General features: G+C 38.4%; 23 protein-coding genes and 1 tRNA gene. 8 read left to right on the forward strand and 16 right to left on the reverse strand.

Annotated elements, in window-relative coordinates:
* Window positions 1-237: 237 nt before the first annotated feature.
* Window positions 238-648: a helix-turn-helix domain-containing protein gene (locus H3Z82_RS06650; RefSeq protein ID WP_182203941.1), complete on the reverse strand. Its 411-nt coding sequence runs from the start codon at window positions 646-648 to the stop codon at window positions 238-240.
* 176 nt (window positions 649-824) lie between these two features.
* Here H3Z82_RS06650 and H3Z82_RS06655 point away from each other — a divergent pair, with 176 nt between their 5' ends.
* Together H3Z82_RS06655 and H3Z82_RS06660 are read left to right on the forward strand one after the other, a co-directional pair.
* Window positions 825-1,343: a hypothetical protein gene (locus tag H3Z82_RS06655; RefSeq protein WP_182203944.1), complete on the forward strand. Its 519-nt coding sequence runs from the start codon at window positions 825-827 to the stop codon at window positions 1,341-1,343.
* Between the two features lie 108 nt (window positions 1,344-1,451).
* On the forward strand, window positions 1,452-3,047 hold the full coding sequence (locus tag H3Z82_RS06660) for a hypothetical protein (protein WP_182203946.1): 1,596 nt from the start codon (window positions 1,452-1,454) through the stop codon (window positions 3,045-3,047).
* Between the two features lie 250 nt (window positions 3,048-3,297).
* Here the strand turns inward: H3Z82_RS06660 and H3Z82_RS06665 are convergent, their stop codons facing one another.
* The 4 genes from H3Z82_RS06665 to H3Z82_RS06680 form a co-directional block, all read right to left on the reverse strand.
* Window positions 3,298-3,444 (reverse strand): hypothetical protein, encoded by a 147-nt coding sequence (locus tag H3Z82_RS06665; protein ID WP_182203949.1) that lies wholly within the window; start codon window positions 3,442-3,444, stop codon window positions 3,298-3,300.
* Window positions 3,445-4,012: 568 nt separating this feature from the next.
* Window positions 4,013-4,345 (reverse strand): hypothetical protein, encoded by a 333-nt coding sequence (locus H3Z82_RS06670; RefSeq protein ID WP_182203951.1) that lies wholly within the window; start codon window positions 4,343-4,345, stop codon window positions 4,013-4,015.
* Window positions 4,346-4,360: 15 nt separating this feature from the next.
* Window positions 4,361-4,696, reverse strand: coding sequence for a hypothetical protein (locus H3Z82_RS06675; RefSeq protein ID WP_182203954.1), 336 nt, complete (start codon window positions 4,694-4,696; stop codon window positions 4,361-4,363).
* 170 nt (window positions 4,697-4,866) lie between these two features.
* On the reverse strand, window positions 4,867-5,991 hold the full coding sequence (locus H3Z82_RS06680) for a HEPN domain-containing protein (protein ID WP_182203956.1): 1,125 nt from the start codon (window positions 5,989-5,991) through the stop codon (window positions 4,867-4,869).
* A gap of 174 nt (window positions 5,992-6,165) precedes the next feature.
* On the opposite strand from H3Z82_RS06680, the gene H3Z82_RS06685 reads away from it, so the two are divergent.
* Window positions 6,166-6,384: a helix-turn-helix domain-containing protein gene (locus tag H3Z82_RS06685; protein ID WP_182203959.1), complete on the forward strand. Its 219-nt coding sequence runs from the start codon at window positions 6,166-6,168 to the stop codon at window positions 6,382-6,384.
* A gap of 572 nt (window positions 6,385-6,956) precedes the next feature.
* Here H3Z82_RS06685 and H3Z82_RS06690 read toward each other — a convergent pair.
* Together H3Z82_RS06690 and H3Z82_RS06695 are read right to left on the reverse strand one after the other, a co-directional pair.
* The gene (locus H3Z82_RS06690; protein ID WP_182203961.1) at window positions 6,957-7,700 is read right to left on the reverse strand and encodes a hypothetical protein; all 744 of its coding nucleotides are present in this window, start codon (window positions 7,698-7,700) and stop codon (window positions 6,957-6,959) included.
* A gap of 193 nt (window positions 7,701-7,893) precedes the next feature.
* Window positions 7,894-7,967: transfer RNA gene (locus H3Z82_RS06695), tRNA-Met, on the reverse strand.
* Window positions 7,968-8,462: 495 nt separating this feature from the next.
* Between H3Z82_RS06695 and H3Z82_RS06700 the strand changes: the two genes are divergently transcribed.
* Together H3Z82_RS06700 and H3Z82_RS06705 are read left to right on the forward strand one after the other, a co-directional pair.
* Window positions 8,463-8,855, forward strand: coding sequence for an START-like domain-containing protein (locus tag H3Z82_RS06700; RefSeq protein WP_182203963.1), 393 nt, complete (start codon window positions 8,463-8,465; stop codon window positions 8,853-8,855).
* Window positions 8,856-8,917: 62 nt separating this feature from the next.
* Window positions 8,918-9,763, forward strand: coding sequence for an aminotransferase class IV (locus H3Z82_RS06705; protein WP_182203966.1), 846 nt, complete (start codon window positions 8,918-8,920; stop codon window positions 9,761-9,763).
* On the opposite strand, the gene H3Z82_RS06710 is transcribed toward H3Z82_RS06705, so the two are convergent.
* The 5 genes from H3Z82_RS06710 to H3Z82_RS06730 form a co-directional block, all read right to left on the reverse strand.
* Window positions 9,760-10,320 carry a YqgE/AlgH family protein gene (locus tag H3Z82_RS06710; protein WP_182203968.1) on the reverse strand — a complete coding sequence of 187 codons (561 nt, stop codon included), beginning with the start codon at window positions 10,318-10,320 and terminating at the stop codon, window positions 9,760-9,762. The genes H3Z82_RS06705 and H3Z82_RS06710 overlap by 4 nt on opposite strands.
* Window positions 10,321-10,441: 121 nt before the next feature.
* Window positions 10,442-10,714 carry an HU family DNA-binding protein gene (locus tag H3Z82_RS06715; protein ID WP_182203970.1) on the reverse strand — a complete coding sequence of 91 codons (273 nt, stop codon included), beginning with the start codon at window positions 10,712-10,714 and terminating at the stop codon, window positions 10,442-10,444.
* Between the two features lie 193 nt (window positions 10,715-10,907).
* Entirely contained in the window at window positions 10,908-11,861 is a 954-nt protein-coding gene (gene fmt, locus H3Z82_RS06720; RefSeq protein ID WP_235982392.1) for a methionyl-tRNA formyltransferase, read from the reverse strand.
* Window positions 11,858-13,762 (reverse strand): RecQ family ATP-dependent DNA helicase, encoded by a 1,905-nt coding sequence (locus tag H3Z82_RS06725; protein ID WP_182203972.1) that lies wholly within the window; start codon window positions 13,760-13,762, stop codon window positions 11,858-11,860. The genes fmt and H3Z82_RS06725 overlap by 4 nt, the downstream gene beginning before the upstream one ends.
* 2 nt (window positions 13,763-13,764) lie before the next feature.
* Window positions 13,765-14,304: an AAA family ATPase gene (locus H3Z82_RS06730; protein WP_182203974.1), complete on the reverse strand. Its 540-nt coding sequence runs from the start codon at window positions 14,302-14,304 to the stop codon at window positions 13,765-13,767.
* A 92-nt stretch (window positions 14,305-14,396) separates the two neighbouring features.
* Here H3Z82_RS06730 and H3Z82_RS06735 point away from each other — a divergent pair, with 92 nt between their 5' ends.
* The 3 genes from H3Z82_RS06735 to murA all read left to right on the forward strand — a co-directional run bounded on the left by H3Z82_RS06735 (window position 14,397) and on the right by murA (window position 17,062).
* Window positions 14,397-14,690: a DUF493 family protein gene (locus tag H3Z82_RS06735; RefSeq protein ID WP_182203976.1), complete on the forward strand. Its 294-nt coding sequence runs from the start codon at window positions 14,397-14,399 to the stop codon at window positions 14,688-14,690.
* Between the two features lie 407 nt (window positions 14,691-15,097).
* Window positions 15,098-15,745, forward strand: coding sequence for a DUF4290 domain-containing protein (locus H3Z82_RS06740; protein ID WP_182203978.1), 648 nt, complete (start codon window positions 15,098-15,100; stop codon window positions 15,743-15,745).
* Window positions 15,746-15,751: 6 nt separating this feature from the next.
* Entirely contained in the window at window positions 15,752-17,062 is a 1,311-nt protein-coding gene (gene murA, locus H3Z82_RS06745; RefSeq protein WP_182203980.1) for a UDP-N-acetylglucosamine 1-carboxyvinyltransferase, read from the forward strand.
* 223 nt (window positions 17,063-17,285) lie between these two features.
* On the opposite strand, the gene H3Z82_RS06750 is transcribed toward murA, so the two are convergent.
* From H3Z82_RS06750 to H3Z82_RS06765, 4 genes are all read right to left on the reverse strand, one after another.
* Window positions 17,286-18,590, reverse strand: coding sequence for a cryptochrome/photolyase family protein (locus H3Z82_RS06750; protein ID WP_182203982.1), 1,305 nt, complete (start codon window positions 18,588-18,590; stop codon window positions 17,286-17,288).
* Between the two features lie 161 nt (window positions 18,591-18,751).
* Window positions 18,752-19,219, reverse strand: a complete 468-nt coding sequence (locus H3Z82_RS06755; RefSeq protein WP_182203984.1) for an SRPBCC family protein — start codon at window positions 19,217-19,219, stop codon at window positions 18,752-18,754.
* 110 nt (window positions 19,220-19,329) lie between these two features.
* The gene (locus H3Z82_RS06760; RefSeq protein WP_182203987.1) at window positions 19,330-19,791 is read right to left on the reverse strand and encodes a TspO/MBR family protein; all 462 of its coding nucleotides are present in this window, start codon (window positions 19,789-19,791) and stop codon (window positions 19,330-19,332) included.
* A 402-nt stretch (window positions 19,792-20,193) separates the two neighbouring features.
* Window positions 20,194-20,418 (reverse strand): hypothetical protein, encoded by a 225-nt coding sequence (locus H3Z82_RS06765; protein WP_182203989.1) that lies wholly within the window; start codon window positions 20,416-20,418, stop codon window positions 20,194-20,196.
* Between the last annotated feature and the right edge of the window lie 3 nt (window positions 20,419-20,421).

Consider the following 20,421-nt stretch of genomic DNA (forward strand, 5'->3'; position numbering starts at 1 on the left):
ACAAAACTAACATAGTAATATGATACAATCAGCAAGATTAGGTATTAATAAAACGAATGTTTTTGATGCAGATAACAAATTGGATCAGGGAAGCGAGAAGAAAATCTTAGAAAGTTTTGAGCGGACGGGGTTCTTGGTAAATATTTTCCAGTCCAATCACCCGTCATTGCGAGCGAGGCACGAGCGTGGTAATCTCATGTGCCTTGGATCCCATTTCAGAAGGCTTCCAATGCCACATTACTTCCCCTCAATCAACCGCTCCAATCGCGCCATCATCTCGTCCTTCTCTTTCAGCATCCGCTCAAAGAGCGCGATTTTTTCGTCGTGGAGTTTTATGATTTGCTCAATAGGATTAAATACAGGTTTTATATTGATTGCGGATGCTCCATCTTTAAAATCTGTGAATGTATTCGAAATAATATTCACAGCCTGCTCCTCATCAAAATTTCGAAAGGCTTCTACAGGTATTTTGAGCACCTCAGAAATCTGTTCCAGCAAAGGCGTTTCAATCTGATTCTTTTGCTCCAGGATGGAAATCTTTTTTTGGTTCCAATCCTCACCAAGTTCATAGGCAAGGGCTTCCTGCTTTATGCCCAGCATTTCCCTGAATCGTTTGACGTTGCGTCCTTGATGTATTTTCTGTTCCATAGTACTCGAATTAAGACTGGCGATTTCTATAGCCAATTGGTTGGTATGTTGAAAGGTAAAATTAGCGAAAATATCCAGTATAATATCTCTTTTTAGGGGATAAAATATCCCTTTATATAATGGTTTATCCTTGGGTAATGACTTTTCTTTAACTCAACTTTAAAATTAGCTTATCTATGGACTCCAAGACCTTATCCTTTGAAGCCAGCCCATGGGCAGGTTACGAAATCAATTGTCCCTATGCCTTGCTCTCGGCGTTATTCGATTATGCACATCTTCATGAATTGAAGCATTTTTTAACCAGCATGATGTCTTATTGTTATAAAAACAAAGTGTTCTTTAAAAAGAATCCAGGACATGCCTTAACAATCCATATGGTCTTACATTCCTTATTGCGGGTGGGTTATGTTTTGCAGGTGCACACAGAAAGCTATCGGGTGAAGGAGAGCGCTCATATTCCAAAAGATCTTGGCCTAGGCGCGTTAACGCCTGAGGAATATAAAAATCCTTTGCTCGTATTTCAAAAAGCATTTAGGAGCCACACCTTAAGCGAATTTGATTTCGCATGCTTTGAAATTGTACTTTTTTCACTAAGCCCAATCCCAGATGTTATTACATGGGATTTGTTTAACCCCTACAACCACCTGCTCAAGATGCTGGATGCCAGTTGGCTGATTCACATACGTGGCCTTTAGACGGTTTGAATTTTTAAACACCCTTTGGGATATTTTATCCTTTTAGGGAATAGAATATCCGATTGTTATAGGAGAGCTTTGATAGGTAACTTTTAAAAAATATATCTCATGGAAACACCTTTCAAATCCACAGCCCTTGACAGCTCCTTGCAAGAAAAACTACTGCAATTGACCAGAGAATTGGCTGTCGCACAAATTTTCTACCATCCAGCCACCACATCGGCATTGGCCCAACTCATTGTTGTTATGGGCGAATATAGTGATGTTTCTAAAGTGGCCTCCCGCAAATGGGTGCGTCGCGCCAGAGAACAATTCAGTGTACAGGTAAACGTCATCCGCTATTTATTAATGATACGGTACGATAAGATTGGGAATCCGTTCATTGCTTATTACTGCCACAAAGGAGCTCTAATTTATAAGCATCCTGATGCATCGGACGGGTTGGAGATTAAAAGGGAAAGATTTAAAAAGAGATACCATGATTACCGTGAAAGATTTCATTCCAGTTATGATCTCCTGCTTACACAGGCGCGTAAGTTCGAATCGCTTAATGCCATAACATCGGTGTTTTTGATTTATCATTCAACTTTTAAAAAACACATCACTTATTTGGAGACGCTGTATTTCGGGAACGATTTTTTCTCAGATAATCTGCACCAACGCATTTATAGACTTTCCCATGTTGTTCCTGGCTTAGAACGCTTGTTTGTGAATAGTTCAGAGCGGAGCTATTATTTGATATCACAAATGGAAAAAGCTGAGAAAGACGCAGGGAATGCAGATAATTGCCATACAATTCCAGAGCTATTGGCGAATGTACAAGCAATAGATGATCAATTATCCAAAATGGTGGTCGACCGATTTTCCGAATTGAAATACCTTATTAAGAAGCATCTCCCATCGCAAACTTATGTTGTTGCTGATACGTCTGCAACAACCTCCTCTGAATTGGCTAAAATCGTCTCATATCTCGTAAAGACCGTAACCCCAGAAGAAGTTTACTGTTTTGGAACTAAGGACACTGCAACTGGTCTTCTGTATTACCTACTACTTATTGGTTCGGGTTTGGGCACAAGCACCCTCAATCGGTTGCAACAATCCATAGCAGACCGATATGAATGCGAGGTGGTGCTTATCGGTCATAGCCGCATATGGATCCAAGAGCACCTCTACGTTCATCAACAATTCTTTCAAGCGGTAATGATTCCTGAACACCGAGTATATCCATCCGCATCGCCATGGCCGTTACTTCATTGGAGACATCCATATACCTGCGCTTATCCTGATCTTGATTATTATTTTAGAGCTACCAAGAAAATAGTCTCATCTTATTTTATTCTGCGCCAACACAATGATGAGTCCACAACAGGAACATTGCCTATATTGTTTAGTACCTGCGTGCTGAGAATCTTGCGTACTTTGGTCTATAGTTCTACCGCATACCTACCCAATCAACTTTCAGCTTTTAACCTATGGCAGCTTTGCGTATACGCGAATTCGTGTCTGGCAAATACGGAATTTTTGTTTGAAAAGCTTGATGGCAAACAGTTCTACATCAGAGTGGATAAACATGCTCAATATGCACATGGTAACATTCATTACACCGAAACACAGATATTGGTTATGGATGAAATATTAAAGTGTTTGTTTGACACCTTGACACAGTCTGTAGAAAAAATCGATATGGTGAATATAGGTTCATAATAAATTGGATTCACTCCAATGGATGAAGATAATAGGAGCGGTGCACGCCCGATGTGATTTTGTTCGAGATAGACTTGAGGTAAATTAACTGAGGGGCATTTCATAAAAGACATACTTAAAGCAACTGATATTGGAGATAATTAATGTCCTATTGAAACTATGATACTTTTGCTCGTTTAATACGCTCCCTGCGTCCTGATAAATAAGGCACATCTATCTTAAACGTGCCTTATTTATTAGGAAAAACAACTTAATTACACCCGTTTTTCCTACAAGTGACCCGCTCATTTGTATTTTCCCAATGAGTGGAAAGCTTGTTCGTGTCTGTACCGCATCCAGTAGTGCCGCCTTTGCTGCCTACATGGACTTCATTGGTTGGAATGTGTTTGACTGCCATAATGATTTGAATTTAAGGTTAATTATTCATGAAGATAAGACTTTTAACTTCAAATACCTTGCGGTTTTCTTAAAAGTGGTTTAGTGGCAAGTCATTATTTAATTCAGCGAATAAAATGTTGCTGAGTTTTTATAAAGATGTTGAGGTAGTTTAGGGATTATCACCCGTCATTGCGAGCGAGGCACGAGCGCGGCAATCTCATGTTCCATGGATCCCATTTCAGAAGGCTTCCAATGCCACATTACTTCCCCTCAATCAACCGCTCCAACCGCGTCATCATCTCGTCCTTCTCTTTCAGCGTTGGCACGTAGAGGGCGATTTGTTTGTTATAAAATAGAGCTATTTTAGGACGGGTCAATTGGTTTATTTTTCCTTGGCTACTGAAACTCGGGATTTTCAAGATTTTATTGGTAAGGAAATATATGTTCCTACCAGTTGCGGTAGTAGTACACCTTAAGAATTGGCATTAGAAGTAGAATAATTTTACAGTTTAATTCATTCCTCCACATTTCGTGAAAAGATTTATTCCGAGGTAAGTGTGTCTCTATCATAATCTTCAATCCAGTCGCTAAGGTTGTGATTCCAATTGCTTCATCATAATATGGACGTCATCCAAAAATTCACCTTCTTCAAATGGTAATAATTTACTGGCCAGTTCCAGCGTTCTTCGAATGTCTCTGCCATGATCCTTGACATGGGGTGGAGAGTATGGATCACCCTGTGTGGCAAGGATACTAACATGGATTAAGGCTTCGATTGTAGTAAACAAATCGAGGTAGCCTTCAAACTGCAAATAAGAAGGTTTGAATTTGTTTTTTTGAATGTCCGATGGTCGCAACGTATCCAATTTATATTTTGCCGATTTTATTAATTTCTTGAGTTCCTTCTTTTTTATTTTCATGGCGATTAAGGTTTGTTAAATTGTTTTTTGCGCTCTATAAAACTCGTTAATGTGATCCATTAGGGCCTCCTCGCCCCAAGGCAATAAACGATTGGCGATTTTCAAGGTTTGCTGAACGTATTCATCCTTGTTTCTTTCCAAGATGTCATCCTTTTCGGATTCGGGATCGATAACTTTCATGGATAGATAAATTAAGGCGCGCACAGTCATGATCAAATCAGTATGGTCATCCACATAAAAATATGAAGGTTGGTATTTGCCTTTAAAGTGTAGATGGGGAATTAGGATTGGGGTGTGATCCGACTTGTGATAATTTAGTTTTTCTATTAGTTTTACTTCAGGGTGCTTCATGATAATTTATTTATAGGTTATATGTTTCTGTGTGGCTTAATCTCAACCATATCTAATGGAAAAATTCAGTAAACTTTAAGAGTTCATCACCAGTATAAAAGGGTTATTGAATACGCGACAACGTTCATCTACACGTCGTTTTTCATGGTTCTCATTTTAAAATGTTAACGCTATGGTTCCTTAACCGCTAACAACTCCTTAACCTTATCCAAGAAATCCATCTCCTCATAGGGTATCATTTGTAGAGCATACCCAAGAACTTCACTTATATTATTTTCTGGTTCCTTAATAAGATGATTTGGGCCATAATCTGCTTCCAAAGCCATAACGCAGACTTTTAATAAGTTGGCTATCATAAAGGACGTTTCAAGATAGCCATTAGCCAAAAGGTTTATGTGGAAAATATCTTTCCTATGAGGGTGCGGTTTTAAAATATAAAAATGTTCCTGAGTAAGTTTTTTTAGCTTATCCAAAATCAATTCGCCATTGGTTTCCGACATTTGTTCTTCAGAAGAATCTTGTTTATTTATAATCTTTTTACAGGAAGACATTTTCTCTGTAAATAAATTGGAAACTAGCGTTTCGATTAGTTTTGCCTTCTCTTGGATGTCGAGAACTTGCTCTAAGTTGATATGGTAATTGTTTTCATAACGTGTGGTGATATAAGCATCATCAAGCAGCTTTAAAAGATTAAGTTCTTCTTCTATCTCGGTTTTGAAAAGTTTTCCGAGGTGTGGGGAATATAAATTGATGTACTTCTGGAGTTCTTTGATGCTATGGCTTTTACGCTCCTTTCCCATAGTCAACAATGCACCGAGTCGAAACCATAATTCGATATATTGATGGAACATGTAAGCGGCATGACAAAGATTATTTTTCTCGACAAAAAAGAGAGCGCCATCCATAAAAGCTGTGATTTTATTATGTTCTTTTTCAAAAGCTGATTGTATATGGCTCAGTGTTTGTTCGGAAAATCTATATTCGTAAAAGTTGTCTAATTCTTCATCAGGATGCTGATAGATCAATTTTTCCCATACACAACCATGCACATAAAACAGGTTGTCTTCTTTTAGTTGTTGAAGTGCATATTCAAACGAAAATATCCTGTATAGATAATTTGTTTCTTCCTGAAATATTTTGGCGACCATTGCTGATAATTCTTTGGTCAAAGAAGAGCAACTTCCTTTGAGGATTACAATTAACAGTGATTTGCCATCCTGTTGGAATTCAATTTCTGTTTTATAAATAGATCTTACTTCAAGACAGTTGATAAGCTTATTTATTACCAATTCCATATTTGAGTTGTTTATTTCATACATAATAAAAAAAATAAATTTGCATATTCGGACAAATATTTCATAGAATCGGAACTAATGTACATAAATTAAGACATAATAACAAATATAAGTTTAGAAAATCGGAAAGGTTTATCTTATATACTAACTTTATATACCGAAAACAGGATATATATGACAAATTTAGGGCTCTACTTTGCTAAAAAATCGATAAATAGATCGGATGTATCTCGTAAAACTGGCATTAGCAAAACAAGATTAAGTGAGCTTTCGAATAACCGAAAAACACAATTGAGAGTGAGTGAGTTATACTTGATTTCTCTTGCTATTGACGAAGATCCATGTGAATTATTAATAGAGGTATGTAAAGACCTAAAGCTTCCTAAAGGTTAAATCTCAGACCATTAATTTTGGACTAACGGCTTATTTTTTGTCCAATAAAAGCTTAGATTCTGACAGATTAAATTTTTATTTTGGGTGTGATGTGGTCATTGGTATTGTTGAATTAAACTATTTTCTTATTGGCAATATGGAAGTGCATCCATTTTATATCAATATGTGGCCACTTAAGAAAGTATTGTCAAGTTGAATATGATTTTGAAACGTCTAACCTATAGTTGGCAGCCATTAAAAAAACGAAACCGAGTTGAGTAATCGAATTGAAATCCGTAAAATTCAGCGACCGTATCAATTTACTTTTGGATTTTTAAAATTAGCAAAAGAAATAAATCAACATCATTTTACTCCCTGCAGAAAACACATATTTTCAACGCTAATTATAAATAAAATAAGCAAATAAGAAAGCGGATTCTGAGGAATGCACTACGTAATTGCTAATAAATTGAACACTAATTACTTTGATTGGTCAGCGTTACCAATAAAATTCAAATGTGCTGATCTACTAGAAGAGCGAAATGACCACCAACAGAGATTGGAAACATAATGACGTTCAATGTCCTAAACAGTTAAATAATATTTATAATCCGAACCCCGCATAAAGTCTCCAAACCATACACCTCTTCGGAAATAACCTCAAAATACCTGACCCCCATTAATACAATCCCGGTATGTACCGACGACCTTATCACGTCAGGAGTCAGCTCAAAAGAAATAGGCTCGGCGTCAAGGTCTATAAACCGAGTCGGAGAGACCACTAAAGAGCTTTCGAGACTCTCAAAGTCAAAGTCTAAAATACCAAGTGAAATTCCAAGATGTGTGGCAGATGTTGGAGCTTTGATACCCGCCAAATTAAAATGTGAAACCTTCAAGGTTTGAGATGGCCAATCAAAGACCGTGGATTTGCAAAGGGCCTCTAAAACCTTATTTTTTGGCGTCAAATCATACTGCCGCAATATCTGCCGTCCCTTAGCTGTTTGTAAACCTTGATGAACACGGCGCTTGCCACGCTCAGAAACCATATCCAACGTTTTGAGTTGCAGAAAAAGTTGCATCAGATTAGAATGAAATTTCTTGTCTTGAACCTCATTCATAAAAGGTAGTAGCGCCAACCGAAACGCTTTCTTGACGCTACTACTGTGCCCAAATTCACTGGCATTCTCACGTACCCGTTGCATACTAGCTTGGGTGCGAATGGCATGGCCATCAAATCCACCGCCTGCTTTTCTGGCATAGCCTACGCCCTTGGTGATATAAAAATTTATGCCGCCTATGGTCCCTGTAATTTTAAATATTCCCTTTTGTCGTGCCATAGGTCCTAAAGTAATAAAAACCAGCAATATAAACAATAGGTATAGCGTATCTATAGCGTATCAATGCTATGGACAATCCATTCCTCATTGCAGTTATAATTGGGATATTTTAAAGGTAATATGGGTCGAGTAGGTCTCAATGTAAAATAAAAAAGTCAAGACTTTGACATCTTGACTTTTCCATCGTTTACTGTAGCGAGATCGGGACTTGAACCCGAGGCCTCCGGGTTATGAATCCGACGCTCTAACCAGCTGAGCTACCTCGCCATTAATTTTACTCATCGAAGATCATCAGACTTTGAATCCGACGCTCCCCGCCCGAACGTACCTTTTCGGAACGGGCGGGTAACCAGCTGAGCCTGTCCGAATGAATTCGTTCAGGCGGACTACCTCGCCATTAATTTTACTCATCGAAGAGCATCAGACTTTGAATCCGACGCTCCCCGCCCGAACGTGCCGTTCAGTACGGGCAGGTAACCAGCTGAGCCTGTCCGAATGAATTCGTTCAGGCGGACTACCTCGCCATTAATTATGTTTTTACACGTATTGGATATGCTATCCAATGCCTCCCCTTAAAAGGTGTCCTCAATTTGGGAGCATAGGCCATAAGGCCACGGTGCCATAATTTAAGGCTGCAAATATAAAAACATTATTAATCTCACCAAACAATAAAACCATAAAAATACGATAAAATTAATTTTGTCAATTTGTCTTTAAACTAAACAAATAATTATATATTGAGCAGGTTAACAAAATAGACCTATGCAAGAAAAAATAAAATTTGAAATGGAGTTTCCCATTCAGTCATCCCCTCAACTATTATATCAATATATATCGACACCTTCAGGCTTATCTGAATGGTTTGCAGACAATGTCAACTCCCGTGGCGAGTTTTTTACATTTATTTGGAATGACAGTGAAGAAAAAGCCAAATTGCTCAGCAAGAAAAGTGGGGAACGGGTAAAATTCAGATGGATGGATGATGAAGATGACGGGGAATCTTATTTCTTTGAAATCAGAATCCAAGTGGATGAAATCACTAAGGATGTATCCATAATTGTCACTGACTTTACAGAAGAGGACGAGGTTGACGAAGCCAAAATGCTTTGGGAAAATCAAATCTCCGATTTAAAACAGGTTTTGGGCTCTGCTTAGACCAACTCTTTTTTATAAATAGTATATTTGTCTCGATTTTTTAAAACTTCGAGACTTTTTTTATGGTTAATTTTAACGGTACCCTTCACGACTCTTCCTCACAATTATTGTCCATCGAAAACAGAGGTTATGCCTACGGCGATGCACTCTTTGAAACCATAAAGGTGGTGCACGGGAAAATCTTGTTTTGGGAAGATCATTATTTTAGATTAATGGCCTCCATGCGCATTCTCAGGATGGAAATTCCCATGAACTTTACCATGGAATTTATAGAAAGTGAAATTTTAAGGACGGTTGAGGCAAATCAATTACTGAAGGCCACTGCAAGAGTACGTATGAACGTCCATCGGGTGGAAGGCGGTAAATATACCCCGACCTCCAATAATGTTGCTTATAATATCCTCACAGAACAAATGGATTCTGACTTTTATATCTTAAACACAGAACAATATACAGTTGAGCTGTTCAAGGATTTCTATGTGGCACCTGGACTATTGTCCACATTAAAGAGCAATAATAAAAGCATTAATATCTTAGGAGGTATTTTTGCCAAGGAAAATAATTTCGAAAACTGTTTGTTGCTAAATACCGATAAAACCGTGGTAGAGGCTTTGAATGGTAATTTGTTTTTAGTGAAGGATAGGGTTATTAAGACGCCACCGTTGTCTGAAGGCTGTCTTAAAGGGGTAATGAGAACGCAAATTATGGAGCTCATTGAAAAACTTGAGGGTTATACTTTGGAGGAATCACCCATTTCTCCCTTTGAACTTCAAAAGGCAGATGAGTTGTTTATAACCAATTGCATTGTTGGAATTCAGCCGATAACCAACTATAGGAAAAAAGAATTCACACGAGACGTATCAAAACAGCTCATAGAAAGACTGAATACAAAAATCAGACTCTCTTAGTTGTAAGTAGGGTTTTCAGGCGCATTTGACCAAATACTGTAGTCGCCACCCAATTCCAACATCTTTTCTCTCCAGAAGCTGTCCTCCTTTTTTTCAATGATAGCTTTTTTGTAGATGTTTTCAGTAACGATCCAAGAATTGAATTCCAGTTCACTTTCCAATTGAGAAGGTTCCCAGCCGGAATACCCAAGGAAAAACCGGATGTCACAAGGTTTAATGGCGCCTTTATTGATAAGGTTGAGCACTACATCAAAATCGCCACCCCAATAGATACCCAAAGAAATTTCGATACTTTCTGGTATTAATTCTGGAATTTTATGGATAAAATAAAGGTTGTCCTGTTCAACCGGACCTCCGTTATATACTTTAAATTCAGCGTCCGTATTTGGCACTAAATCCTTTAAAGTGTATTCTAAAGGTTTATTTAAAATAAAACCTACAGATCCTTCAACGGTATGATCGGCCAATAAAATAACGGAACGGTTAAAAGATGTGTCTCCAATAATGGAGGGTTCGGCAATTAGAAGATGTCCTTTTTCGGGTTTAATTGTAATCATAAGTCATGATTTGAAATTAAATCTAAAACATATTTTCTAAAATTCCAATAAATTTGTTAAAAAATCGCATAAAAAAAGTCCACTGGAGTCAGTGGACTTTCAAATATATTTAAATGTGATCTTAGTTTACAGCACTGCTTAAATCAGAACCAGCTTTGAACTTTACTACGTTTTTAGCTTTGATTTGGATAGTTTTACCTGTTTGTGGGTTTCTGCCCTCTCTTGCTGATCTTTTAGAAACTGACCAAGATCCAAATCCTACTAAAGATACTCTATCACCTTTTTGTAAAGTACTTTCGATATCAGTCAATAAAGAATCTAATGCTTTTTTAGCTGCTGCTTTGGTAATTCCAGCATTTTCAGCCATTCCATTGATTAAATCTGTTTTGTTCATAAAATTATAATTTTAATTATTAATTAATAGTTGGGTTAACATATTGTCAAATCCTCATACAAAATTATACGGAATATTCATTCACGCAAGTAATGACAAGGGAAATGCGGGTTTTTGTTGATAACTTTGGCCATTTGTTAATAAAGGAGACTGGTTTTTGTCGATTTCTTGTAATATCAATGCCCATAAGGGTTTACAGCATTTTGTCATCCTCAGAAAAACTAAATCCATTCAAAAGCGACTTGATTTCCATTTTTCGCTTTCCAGGTAACTGCATTTCATTAATAAATAGGTAACCACCTTGAACTCCAACTTTTAACTCATTTTTAGTGGTAATTATTGTTCCAGGTGCTTCTGAATGCGAAACCTCCTCTTTGGAAACCGCAAATAATTTGACCGTTAATTTTTCATCCTTCGTTTTAAGATAACACCAAGCCCCCGGAAATGGATTGAGTCCCCTGATTTTGTTGTAGATGGCATCCAAGTCCTGACTCCAATCAATTTTACAATTGGCCTTATTGAGCTTATAAGCGGTTTTGGGCTGTTCTACTTTAGGTTGGACTGTGGTCTTTACCGTGTCCGTTTCTATTAATTTCAAGGTGTCAATCACCAATTCACTTCCAACCTCCTGAAGGGTATCATGCAAAGTGCCAACGGTTTCATCTTCTTCAATGCTAACTTCCTTTTGTAGTATAATGGCACCAGTGTCAATCTTATCATCAATAAAAAAAGTGGTCACTCCTGTTGTCTTTTCGCCGTTGATTACTGCCCAATGGATTGGTGCTGCACCTCTATAATCGGGGAGGAGGGACGCATGGAGATTAAAAGTGCCATATTTGGGCATCTTCCATACCACTTCAGGTAGCATCCTAAAAGCCACCACAATTTGTACATTGGCATCTAAGGATTTTAATTCTTTTAAAAATGCGGCATCCTTTAAATTGGTTGGCTGTAGCAGGGTTAAGTTTTTAGAAAGCGCATATTGCTTCACATCCGATTGTTGCAGTTTTTGTCCGCGTCCCGCAGGACGATCAGGGGCGGTGATGACCCCAACAATCTGATAATCGTTTTCAACCAGTAATTTTAAAGTGGCCACCGCAAATTCTGGGGTGCCCATAAAAACAATTCTTAATTCCTTTTTTTTCATGTGTGTTTTATTTTGTACAAATTGTTAGCCGTAATATCCAAGATGTCATTGGCCAACATCAGTTGCAGTGTTTCCAAAACCTCTGGTTCAGAATGTTGCATCTGTTCAACTAATGTTCTTGAACTTAAAGGTTGGTTTTCTAAAAGCAAAATGATCTCATTGGATATACTTTTTTTAGACGAGGTTTTACCTTTTGGTTTTTGTAAAATACAGTAGGAACAAATACCGCAAGGGGTGCTGTTCTTCTCCCCAAAATATTCCAACAGCATCATGCTCTTGCAATGTTTATCATCAGAAATATAGTTAATAACCGCATCTATCTGATTTTCTTTTAAGCGTTGCTGTTGTTTAATAATAGGGGCAATTCTATTAATGGTCTTGTCGTCTTCTCGAGGCTGTAGAAAGGTCAATTCAGAATCGGTATTGGAGTGATGGAAATCTACAATGTCATCTTTTTCCAATTGCTGTAGGATACTCAAAACTTGTTTTTCAGTAACATTTGCCTTGTCCGAAACCAAATTGAGGTTAATTTTCAATTGCTGGTCAAAAATACCGCCATAGGTGCGCAAAATTGCTTTGATAACGGGTTCAAAAGATCTATGGGTGTTGAGATATCCAAATAACGCCGGACTGCTGATCAGGAATTGGAGTTTGGTTTGGTAATTGAATTGTTGAGATAAACTGATAACGCTGTTGCGGTCTAAAATCTGAAGGGCATTATACGTGGTGCTCGTCGGAAAGCCGTAGGTTTTACAGAACACATTAAAGTTAAACTGATGTTGGGTCAAATGACCTTCGCCATAGGAGATCTGGAAGTAATTACAGAGTTTCCGATACACTTTCTTAATAAAATCAACAGAAGGTAAAGTGCTTAAGAACTGATGTTTCAATTTTAATTCGTCTGAAGCATTTTTTAAGATAACTGCAAAGGCTTTTTCGCCGTTCCGGCCAGCACGTCCTGCTTCTTGGTAATAACTTTCCAGGCTTTCTGGTAGATTGATATGAATTACGGTTTTGACATCTGCTTTGTCAATACCCATTCCAAAAGCTGTGGTGGCCACCATTACCATTTTTTGATTGGAGGTCCATTGCTCTAAATGCGCACTCTTTTCTTTGCTGCTGATGCCACCGTGATAGAACGTGGAAGAAATGCCTTTCGATACTAAAAACGAATGAATTTCTATGGTTGCACGTCTCGTCCTGACGTAAATTATTGAGGTGCCTGGATATTTTTTTAGAATTTGTTCAATCTTGTAGTGCTTATCATTAGTATCCAAAACCATGTAAGCAATATTTGGCCTTTTAAAAGAAGCCTGAAAAACTTTTGGCGCCATAAAATCCAATTCTGTCATGATTTCCTGTACGACTTTAGGCTTAGCCGTTGCCGTAAGTGCCACCACGTTGACGGAAGGGTGCAACTGACGTAAGATATCAATATTTTTATAGGCAGGTCTAAAATCATTCCCCCATTGACTGATGCAATGTGCCTCATCAACCGCAATTAAATTGACAGGCATTTGTTGGATCCGGTCTTGAACTAAGGTCTGCTGTAAGCGTTCTGGAGAGAGATAAAGGAATTTATAATTCCCATAAATGCAATTGTCCAAGAGGGTATCTAAAGTGTTGTATGGGATGCCACTGGTAATGGCCATCGCTTTTATGCCTTTGGCTTTAAGTTGATCTACCTGATCTTTCATCAAGGCAATTAAAGGAGAAACGACAATACATATACCGTCTTTTACCAAGGCGGGCACCTGAAAGCATATCGATTTTCCACCACCTGTGGGCAGTAGAACAAAAGTATCCTCGTTATTTAGAACTGCAGTGATAATCTCCTCTTGCAGCGGACGAAAAGAAGTGTGCTGCCAATAACGTTCTAAAATGATTATAGGATGTGACATCGCTATAAATTTAAGGAATCTAATATAAAGTCTGCGCGATTTTTTACCGTGTCAAAAGGAATATGAACCAGATCATATCCAAACATTTTATAAGTGTTGAGAAGCTGCTCATGAATTTGCTCTGCCTGTTCGAAGGTTTCATAACGGACATTGTCACTTTGGAAAATGGCTTCCCATGGGGTTACAATGAAAACAGTATCGTAGGGGCTATTTCGGCATACTTTTACAAAGCTCTCTGGGTAGTCACTGCCATAAAAATCCATATAGGCCAATACATCAGGCAGACCTCGGTCAAGAAATACAGAGGTGTTTTTATAGGTGTCAGCTTCCGTATATTGTTTTGCACGGCCTTCTAACAATAATTTGCTAAAGAGTAGGGGCTGTGACAAAAAAAGTTGTTCTATGCCGTTTTCTCGCGCTTCAAGGGTTACTTGTCTTGAGATTTCATCAAAGCAAATGTGTCTTCTTCGTTTTAATTCTTCTATTATTGATGATTTCCCAGTGCCTGGTCCTCCAGTAATAACAATTTTCTTTGTGCTCAATTTGGCAGGATTTTGGATGCAAAAATCGTAATTTTAATAGAAACTAAAAAATGTAAAGTAAAATGTATCTTTGCAGTTGAATAAGAAAGATTATGAGCACAGACAAAAATAAAGACGAGTTTTACGATAAATTACGATCGCAACTTTATGCAACAGCGAGTTGGCCATCAGAATATCTCTATAAGTTTATCGTTGTATCAGAGGGGGATAAAGTGCAACAAATAGCATCTGTTTTTGATAATATGGGGGCGGTGATAAAAACCAAAGCCTCAAAAAACGGAAAATATACCAGCGTGTCCATTAATCTGCAGATGGCAACACCCGAAAGTGTTATAGAAAAATACAAGGAAGTGGCAGATAATGTGGAAGGAGTGATTTCGTTGTAGAGTTTAGTGGGGTAGTGAGTAGTGGGTAGTGGGTAGTGGGTAGTGGGTAGTTGGTAGTTGGTAGTGGGTAGTGGGTAGTTGGTAGTGGGTAGTTGGTAGTTGGTAGTGGGTTTTGAGTTCACTGCTATATTTGATTAACAATTAACGACCCGCCCGAACGTGCCATCTCGGTACGGGCGGATTGAAGAATGTCGATTCTTGAATATCGGTCAACACTAATCAGTGAAGTTCAACCAACTGAGACTGCAACTGAGGACTGTCTACTGAGGACTGCCAACTATAGACTGATTTGCGTCTTTTTGCGAAACTTTTATAGGACAATTAAACTTTCTTTGTTTTTTTTCGTATTTTGCACACGTGCACAAAAACACTCCGATGCATAACATTTAAAACTACACTTTAATATTTTGATAGACAATTTAGAATACAATACTGAGCGTGAACATTTGATCATTCCTGAATATGGAAGACATTTACAAAAGATGATCAATTACGCCAAAGCGCGTGAGACAAAAGAAGAACGCAATAAAGTTTCGAAAGCCATTATTTCGGTCATGGGTAACTTGCAACCGCACTTAAGAGATGTGCCTGATTTTCAGCATAAGCTATGGGATCAGTTATTTATTATGGCAGATTTCGATTTGGATGTGGATTCGCCATATCCGAAACCTATAAAGGAAGATTTACAGGCCCATCCCGAACCTTTAAAATACCCGCAAAATTTTCCGAAATACCGTTTTTACGGCAACAATATCAAAACGATGATTGATGTGGCCAATACATGGGAAGACGGCGAGTTAAAAGAGGCGTTGATCTATACCATTGCCAACCACATGAAAAAATGTTTCCTGAATTGGAACAAGGATACCGTAGAAGACGAAGTGATTTTCAGTCACTTGTATGAATTGTCAGGAGGGAAGATCAATTTGAAAAAAACCGATGAAGATCTGTCTGACGTCAGCACGTTGATGCGAAACAAAAAGAAATATTCTTCAAGTTCTAAAAAATCACATTCCAAAAAGGGCGGTTCCAGCCGCAATAGAAAACGCTATTAACTATACATGACAACATTTATAATTGAAGGAGGTCATCAATTAAAGGGAAGCATACAGCCTCAAGGTGCAAAAAATGAGGCACTACAGATTTTATGTGCTGTTTTACTCACCCCGGAAATTGTTACCATCCATAATATACCGGACATCATAGATGTCAATAAACTCATTTCACTTTTACAAAATTTAGGTGTTAAAATCAATAAAATTGGTTCTGGCTCCTATACCTTTCAAGCGGATGACATCAACTTAAAATACCTTGAATCTCCTGAATTTAAAGAAGATGGTAAGGGACTTCGAGGCTCTATAATGATTGTAGGTCCACTATTGGCGCGTTTTGGAAAAGGTTATATTCCAAAACCTGGCGGTGATAAAATCGGGCGTCGACGACTGGATACTCATTTTGAAGGTTTTATCAATCTGGGTGCTAAATTCCGTTACAACCGTGAGGACCATTTTTATGGTGTGGAAGCAGACCGTTTAAAAGGGACGTATATGCTTTTGGATGAGGCTTCCGTAACCGGAACGGCCAATATTGTGATGGCTGCTGTGTTGGCCGAAGGAACAACCACCATTTACAATGCGGCTTGTGAGCCTTATTTGCAACAACTTTGTAAAATGCTGAACCGAATGGGCGCTAACATCAGTGGTGTTGGTTCCAATATGCTGATTATTGAGGGCGTAGATGCTTTAAAGGGAACAGAGCATAAGATGCTCCCGGACATGATTGAGATTGGTAGCTGGATTGGCTTGGCGGCCATGACCAAAAGTGAACTGACCATTAAAAATGTCAGTTGGGATGATTTGGGACAGATACCTAATGTCTTCAGGAAACTTGGGATTACCGTTGAAAGATCGGGTGACGATATTCATATTCCAGCACATAAAGATGGCTACGAAATTCAAAACTATATCGATGGTTCCATTCTGACGGTATCTGATGCGCCATGGCCTGGATTTACTCCAGATTTGTTGAGCATTGTGTTAGTGGTTGCCACGCAGGCAAGAGGTGCTGTTTTAGTGCATCAAAAAATGTTTGAAAGCCGATTGTTCTTTGTGGATAAATTGATTGATATGGGCGCAAAAATCATTCTTTGCGATCCGCATCGCGCTACCGTTATAGGACATGATTTCAAATCGACCTTAAAAGGAACCACAATGACCTCTCCAGACATTAGAGCGGGGGTTTCGCTCCTGATTGCCGCCTTATCGGCAAAAGGAACATCCACCATTCATAATATTGAACAAATTGATCGTGGGTATGAGCGCATTGATGAGCGATTACGAGCTATCGGTGCAAAAATTAAAAGAGTGAGCTGATTACCTCAGACTATAAAATTATTAATATGAAATGCCTCAGTTTTTTTGAGGCATTTTTTTATGCAATAATTTATTTCAGCTCATTTAACTGCCGATTGATCATTAAATGCGTTTTTTCAGTGAGTTTGTGAGACCCGGTAGGAGATGTCTTCCACCAATAATTCCATTCCATTTAATGAAATTAAAATAAAAAGGTGTTCGCAATTTTTTTAAACAATAGTTCTTAATCTAAAGCACGCTTATAGACTTCCAAACAGCGCAGTCTGGCCTCTTTATGATCCACCATTTTTTCGGGATAGGATGTTTCTTGGAATTCAGGGACCCATTTGTTGATGTATTTCAAGTCCTTATCAAATTTTTCAATTTGGGTGGTCGGATTAAAAATGCGAAAATAAGGAGCGGCATCTACACCACTTCCTGCAACCCATTGCCAATTCCCAACATTGCTTGACATCTCGTAGTCGTGCAATTTCTCAGCGAAGTAGGCTTCGCCCCAACGCCAGTCAATTAATAAATGTTTACATAGAAAACTGCCGACCAACATCCGCACCCGGTTGTGCATAAAACCCGTTTCGTTCAATTGACGCATCCCCGCATCAACCAGTGGATATCCGGTTTTGCCTTCGCACCACCGCTTAAATTCTTCTTCATTATTACGCCATTCAATGCGGTCGTATTTTGGTTTGAAACTTTCGTTGACCGTGTGTGGAAAGTGCCATAGAATTTGCATAAAGAATTCACGCCAGATGAGCTCCTGCCAAAATACTTCATTTTTTTCAGCAATGGCTTTTTTCATTATTTTCCGGATGCTGACCGTGCCAAAACGCAAATGAGGACCTAATCGGGACGTGCTATCCTTGGCGGGGAAATTTCGGGTTTGTTCGTAGTCCTGAATTAATGTTGGCGTTACGTCATAATCGGCAATTTTTTGAGAGGCGTTCTTAAACCCAATGTCTGATAAGCTTACATTTGGAAGGTTCGTGTTTTTAATGAGATTAGAACGGTGGGAGTTGGTGTAATAGATCTTTAAGTCAATAGTTTTAAAATGGTCCTTCCAGAGCTTCATATAAGGTGTGAACACCATATACGGCTTACCATCCTTTTTAACCACTTCATCTTTTTCGAAAATAACTTGATCTTTAAAAGTGCGTAAGTTGATGTTCTTTGAGGACAGAAATTTCTTTATTTCCGAATCGCGCTTTTGGGCATAAGGTTCGTAATCGTGATTGGTATAAACTTCGGCAATGTCAAAGTCCTTAATCAGCTGTTTGAACACCTCCAGGGGTTTTCCGTAGTATATGGCCAGACTGCTACCGTCCTCGTTTTTTAAGTTGGTCCGCATTTTTTGAAGCGAATCAAAAATAAAATTTACCCGAGCATCCGTTTTAGGCAGATCGTCCAGGATTTCCGGGTCAAATATAAAAATGGGTAAGACAGGGTGCTCGGATGTTAAAGCCTCATAGAAACCGATATTGTCATCCAATCTTAAATCGCGACGGAACCAGAAGATATTGATAGGGTTTTTCATTTGTTTTATTTTTTATGATCAGAGTTCAGGCGATGCTCTACTTCATCATTCGTTATTCAAAATTCGATGTTTGATGTTCAGGCAATTTCAACTTCCCGCCTTCGCTATCGCTTCGGACGGGCAGGCGGACGGGCAGGGCCGCCTCCACATTGCTATGTAACTTACCGGTTATACACCCCAAAGAGTGTTTCCAATTTTTTTCTTCTATAATTAAATATCTCCTCCAACTTTGGTTTGACAATAATGGGGTGCGCCATCTGTCCCAAGAGACCAAATGGTAATTTGTAATCGATGATATCTTCCATTTGAACCCCACCATCAATCTCTTTAATAAAATGTTTATGATGCCACAAAGCATAAGGACCAAAGCGCTGCTCATCGACGAAGTATTCGTTTTTTACACTATGGGTGATCTCCGTAACCCATTTGGTTTTAATCCCCAAAACTGGGGTCACAATATATTGGATGATTTGTCCAGCAAACATAGGTCGATCCGCCCCGGAAAGAATATGGAATCCCATATAGTCTGGGGTAATAGTTTTTAAATTTCTTGGATCGGAAAGGAAGTCCCATGCCGTGTCAACGCTAATGGGTAAATTCTGTATTTGGTGCAGCGTGTATATCTTCATGGTAATGCCCGAGATAGTGGGTGTCTGTTTAATTAATCCTTTGATCTGTTATGTGCATTTCCTTAATCCCACACCCAAAATAAGGCGTTTTCCTTAAAGAACTTTTCGATTTAATTAAATATTAAAATGTACAAATTCAGTGAGGTGGCAATCCAAATCCATATAAAATACGGAAAAATTAATAATGAATAGGCTTTTAGCAACCTGAAATAAGTAACTAAAAATACGGTAATAATAAAGGTTAAGGCGATAAGCGTAATCAATCCAATGGCAATTAAATGCTGGTTGAAAAAGATGAAATTCCAAGCAATGTTCAAAGCCAATTGAATGATGAATAAGGTGATAACTTTATTGGTGGGCTGTTTACGATAAAGTAACGTCATGTAAAAAGAAAAGCAGAGCATTACGCCTGTCCAAGCTGCTCCAAATACCCAATTTGGTGGCGTCCATGGTGCTTGGTTCAGTGAAGTGTACCATGCGCTTGTTGGACCATTTCCCATAAGTAAGATGCCAAGTCCTAAGGCACCAAAGTTTAGGAATAGAAATACGAGCAGTGGTTTTATAAATTTCATATCTTACTTTTAATTCACACTTGTGGGTTTTGGTTGCCAGAGGCAAGTCTTTTTTTTAAAAGTCAATTCCATATTCAGACCAAGTGGGGTTACTTGTCCGTGCCGGTCGGGCTCCGAGGTTCTTGATTGCATCTTAAAAGAGACACTCCCAAAAATGGGTATTGGAATTGGCTTAGGTCTATTGGACTTTAATCTTGATTGGGTGTGCTCTTAGGTTCTTGATTAAAAATAAAAAATTCTATTTTAGTATCGTTATGATTATAACGATGCTCTTATAGAATAATCCAAGATACCTCGTCCATTAATTTTAATGCTAAGGGACACTGCATATTTAAATGCTGGAACCCATTGCGCTGATTAGATCTCGACCTGAATAGCGCAATGGTTCCAGTTAAATTGTTGTTATGCAGTAAGTGGTTTCCCTTTTAATCGTTTTTCAACTTTCTGCTTTATGACCGTTAATCGTTTCATGATATCCATGATCTGTTCGTCTTTTTTGCGCTTATAAATCTCATTCAACCCTAAGATAAGGCTTTTCGCTTTTCTGGAAATTTCTATTCTGTCACTAGTAGAGAGTGATCTTAATTTTTGCTTCTCAAATTCGAGTGCTTCATTAATAATGTCCATAAT

The organism is Gelidibacter maritimus (assembly GCF_014062315.1).
GTDB lineage: Bacteria > Bacteroidota > Bacteroidia > Flavobacteriales > Flavobacteriaceae > Gelidibacter > Gelidibacter maritimus.

Coding starts and splice junctions, on each gene's coding strand:
- H3Z82_RS06650 (WP_182203941.1), bottom strand. CDS start 648: ATGGAACAGAAAATACATCAAGGACGCAACGTCAAACGATTCAGGGAA.
- H3Z82_RS06655 (WP_182203944.1), top strand. CDS start 825: ATGGACTCCAAGACCTTATCCTTTGAAGCCAGCCCATGGGCAGGTTAC.
- H3Z82_RS06660 (WP_182203946.1), top strand. CDS start 1,452: ATGGAAACACCTTTCAAATCCACAGCCCTTGACAGCTCCTTGCAAGAA.
- H3Z82_RS06665 (WP_182203949.1), bottom strand. CDS start 3,444: ATGGCAGTCAAACACATTCCAACCAATGAAGTCCATGTAGGCAGCAAA.
- H3Z82_RS06670 (WP_182203951.1), bottom strand. CDS start 4,345: ATGAAAATAAAAAAGAAGGAACTCAAGAAATTAATAAAATCGGCAAAA.
- H3Z82_RS06675 (WP_182203954.1), bottom strand. CDS start 4,696: ATGAAGCACCCTGAAGTAAAACTAATAGAAAAACTAAATTATCACAAG.
- H3Z82_RS06680 (WP_182203956.1), bottom strand. CDS start 5,991: ATGGAATTGGTAATAAATAAGCTTATCAACTGTCTTGAAGTAAGATCT.
- H3Z82_RS06685 (WP_182203959.1), top strand. CDS start 6,166: ATGACAAATTTAGGGCTCTACTTTGCTAAAAAATCGATAAATAGATCG.
- H3Z82_RS06690 (WP_182203961.1), bottom strand. CDS start 7,700: ATGGCACGACAAAAGGGAATATTTAAAATTACAGGGACCATAGGCGGC.
- H3Z82_RS06700 (WP_182203963.1), top strand. CDS start 8,463: ATGCAAGAAAAAATAAAATTTGAAATGGAGTTTCCCATTCAGTCATCC.
- H3Z82_RS06705 (WP_182203966.1), top strand. CDS start 8,918: ATGGTTAATTTTAACGGTACCCTTCACGACTCTTCCTCACAATTATTG.
- H3Z82_RS06710 (WP_182203968.1), bottom strand. CDS start 10,320: ATGATTACAATTAAACCCGAAAAAGGACATCTTCTAATTGCCGAACCC.
- H3Z82_RS06715 (WP_182203970.1), bottom strand. CDS start 10,714: ATGAACAAAACAGATTTAATCAATGGAATGGCTGAAAATGCTGGAATT.
- fmt (WP_235982392.1), bottom strand. CDS start 11,861: ATGAAAAAAAAGGAATTAAGAATTGTTTTTATGGGCACCCCAGAATTT.
- H3Z82_RS06725 (WP_182203972.1), bottom strand. CDS start 13,762: ATGTCACATCCTATAATCATTTTAGAACGTTATTGGCAGCACACTTCT.
- H3Z82_RS06735 (WP_182203976.1), top strand. CDS start 14,397: ATGAGCACAGACAAAAATAAAGACGAGTTTTACGATAAATTACGATCG.
- murA (WP_182203980.1), top strand. CDS start 15,752: ATGACAACATTTATAATTGAAGGAGGTCATCAATTAAAGGGAAGCATA.
- H3Z82_RS06750 (WP_182203982.1), bottom strand. CDS start 18,590: ATGAAAAACCCTATCAATATCTTCTGGTTCCGTCGCGATTTAAGATTG.
- H3Z82_RS06755 (WP_182203984.1), bottom strand. CDS start 19,219: ATGAAGATATACACGCTGCACCAAATACAGAATTTACCCATTAGCGTT.
- H3Z82_RS06760 (WP_182203987.1), bottom strand. CDS start 19,791: ATGAAATTTATAAAACCACTGCTCGTATTTCTATTCCTAAACTTTGGT.
- H3Z82_RS06765 (WP_182203989.1), bottom strand. CDS start 20,418: ATGGACATTATTAATGAAGCACTCGAATTTGAGAAGCAAAAATTAAGA.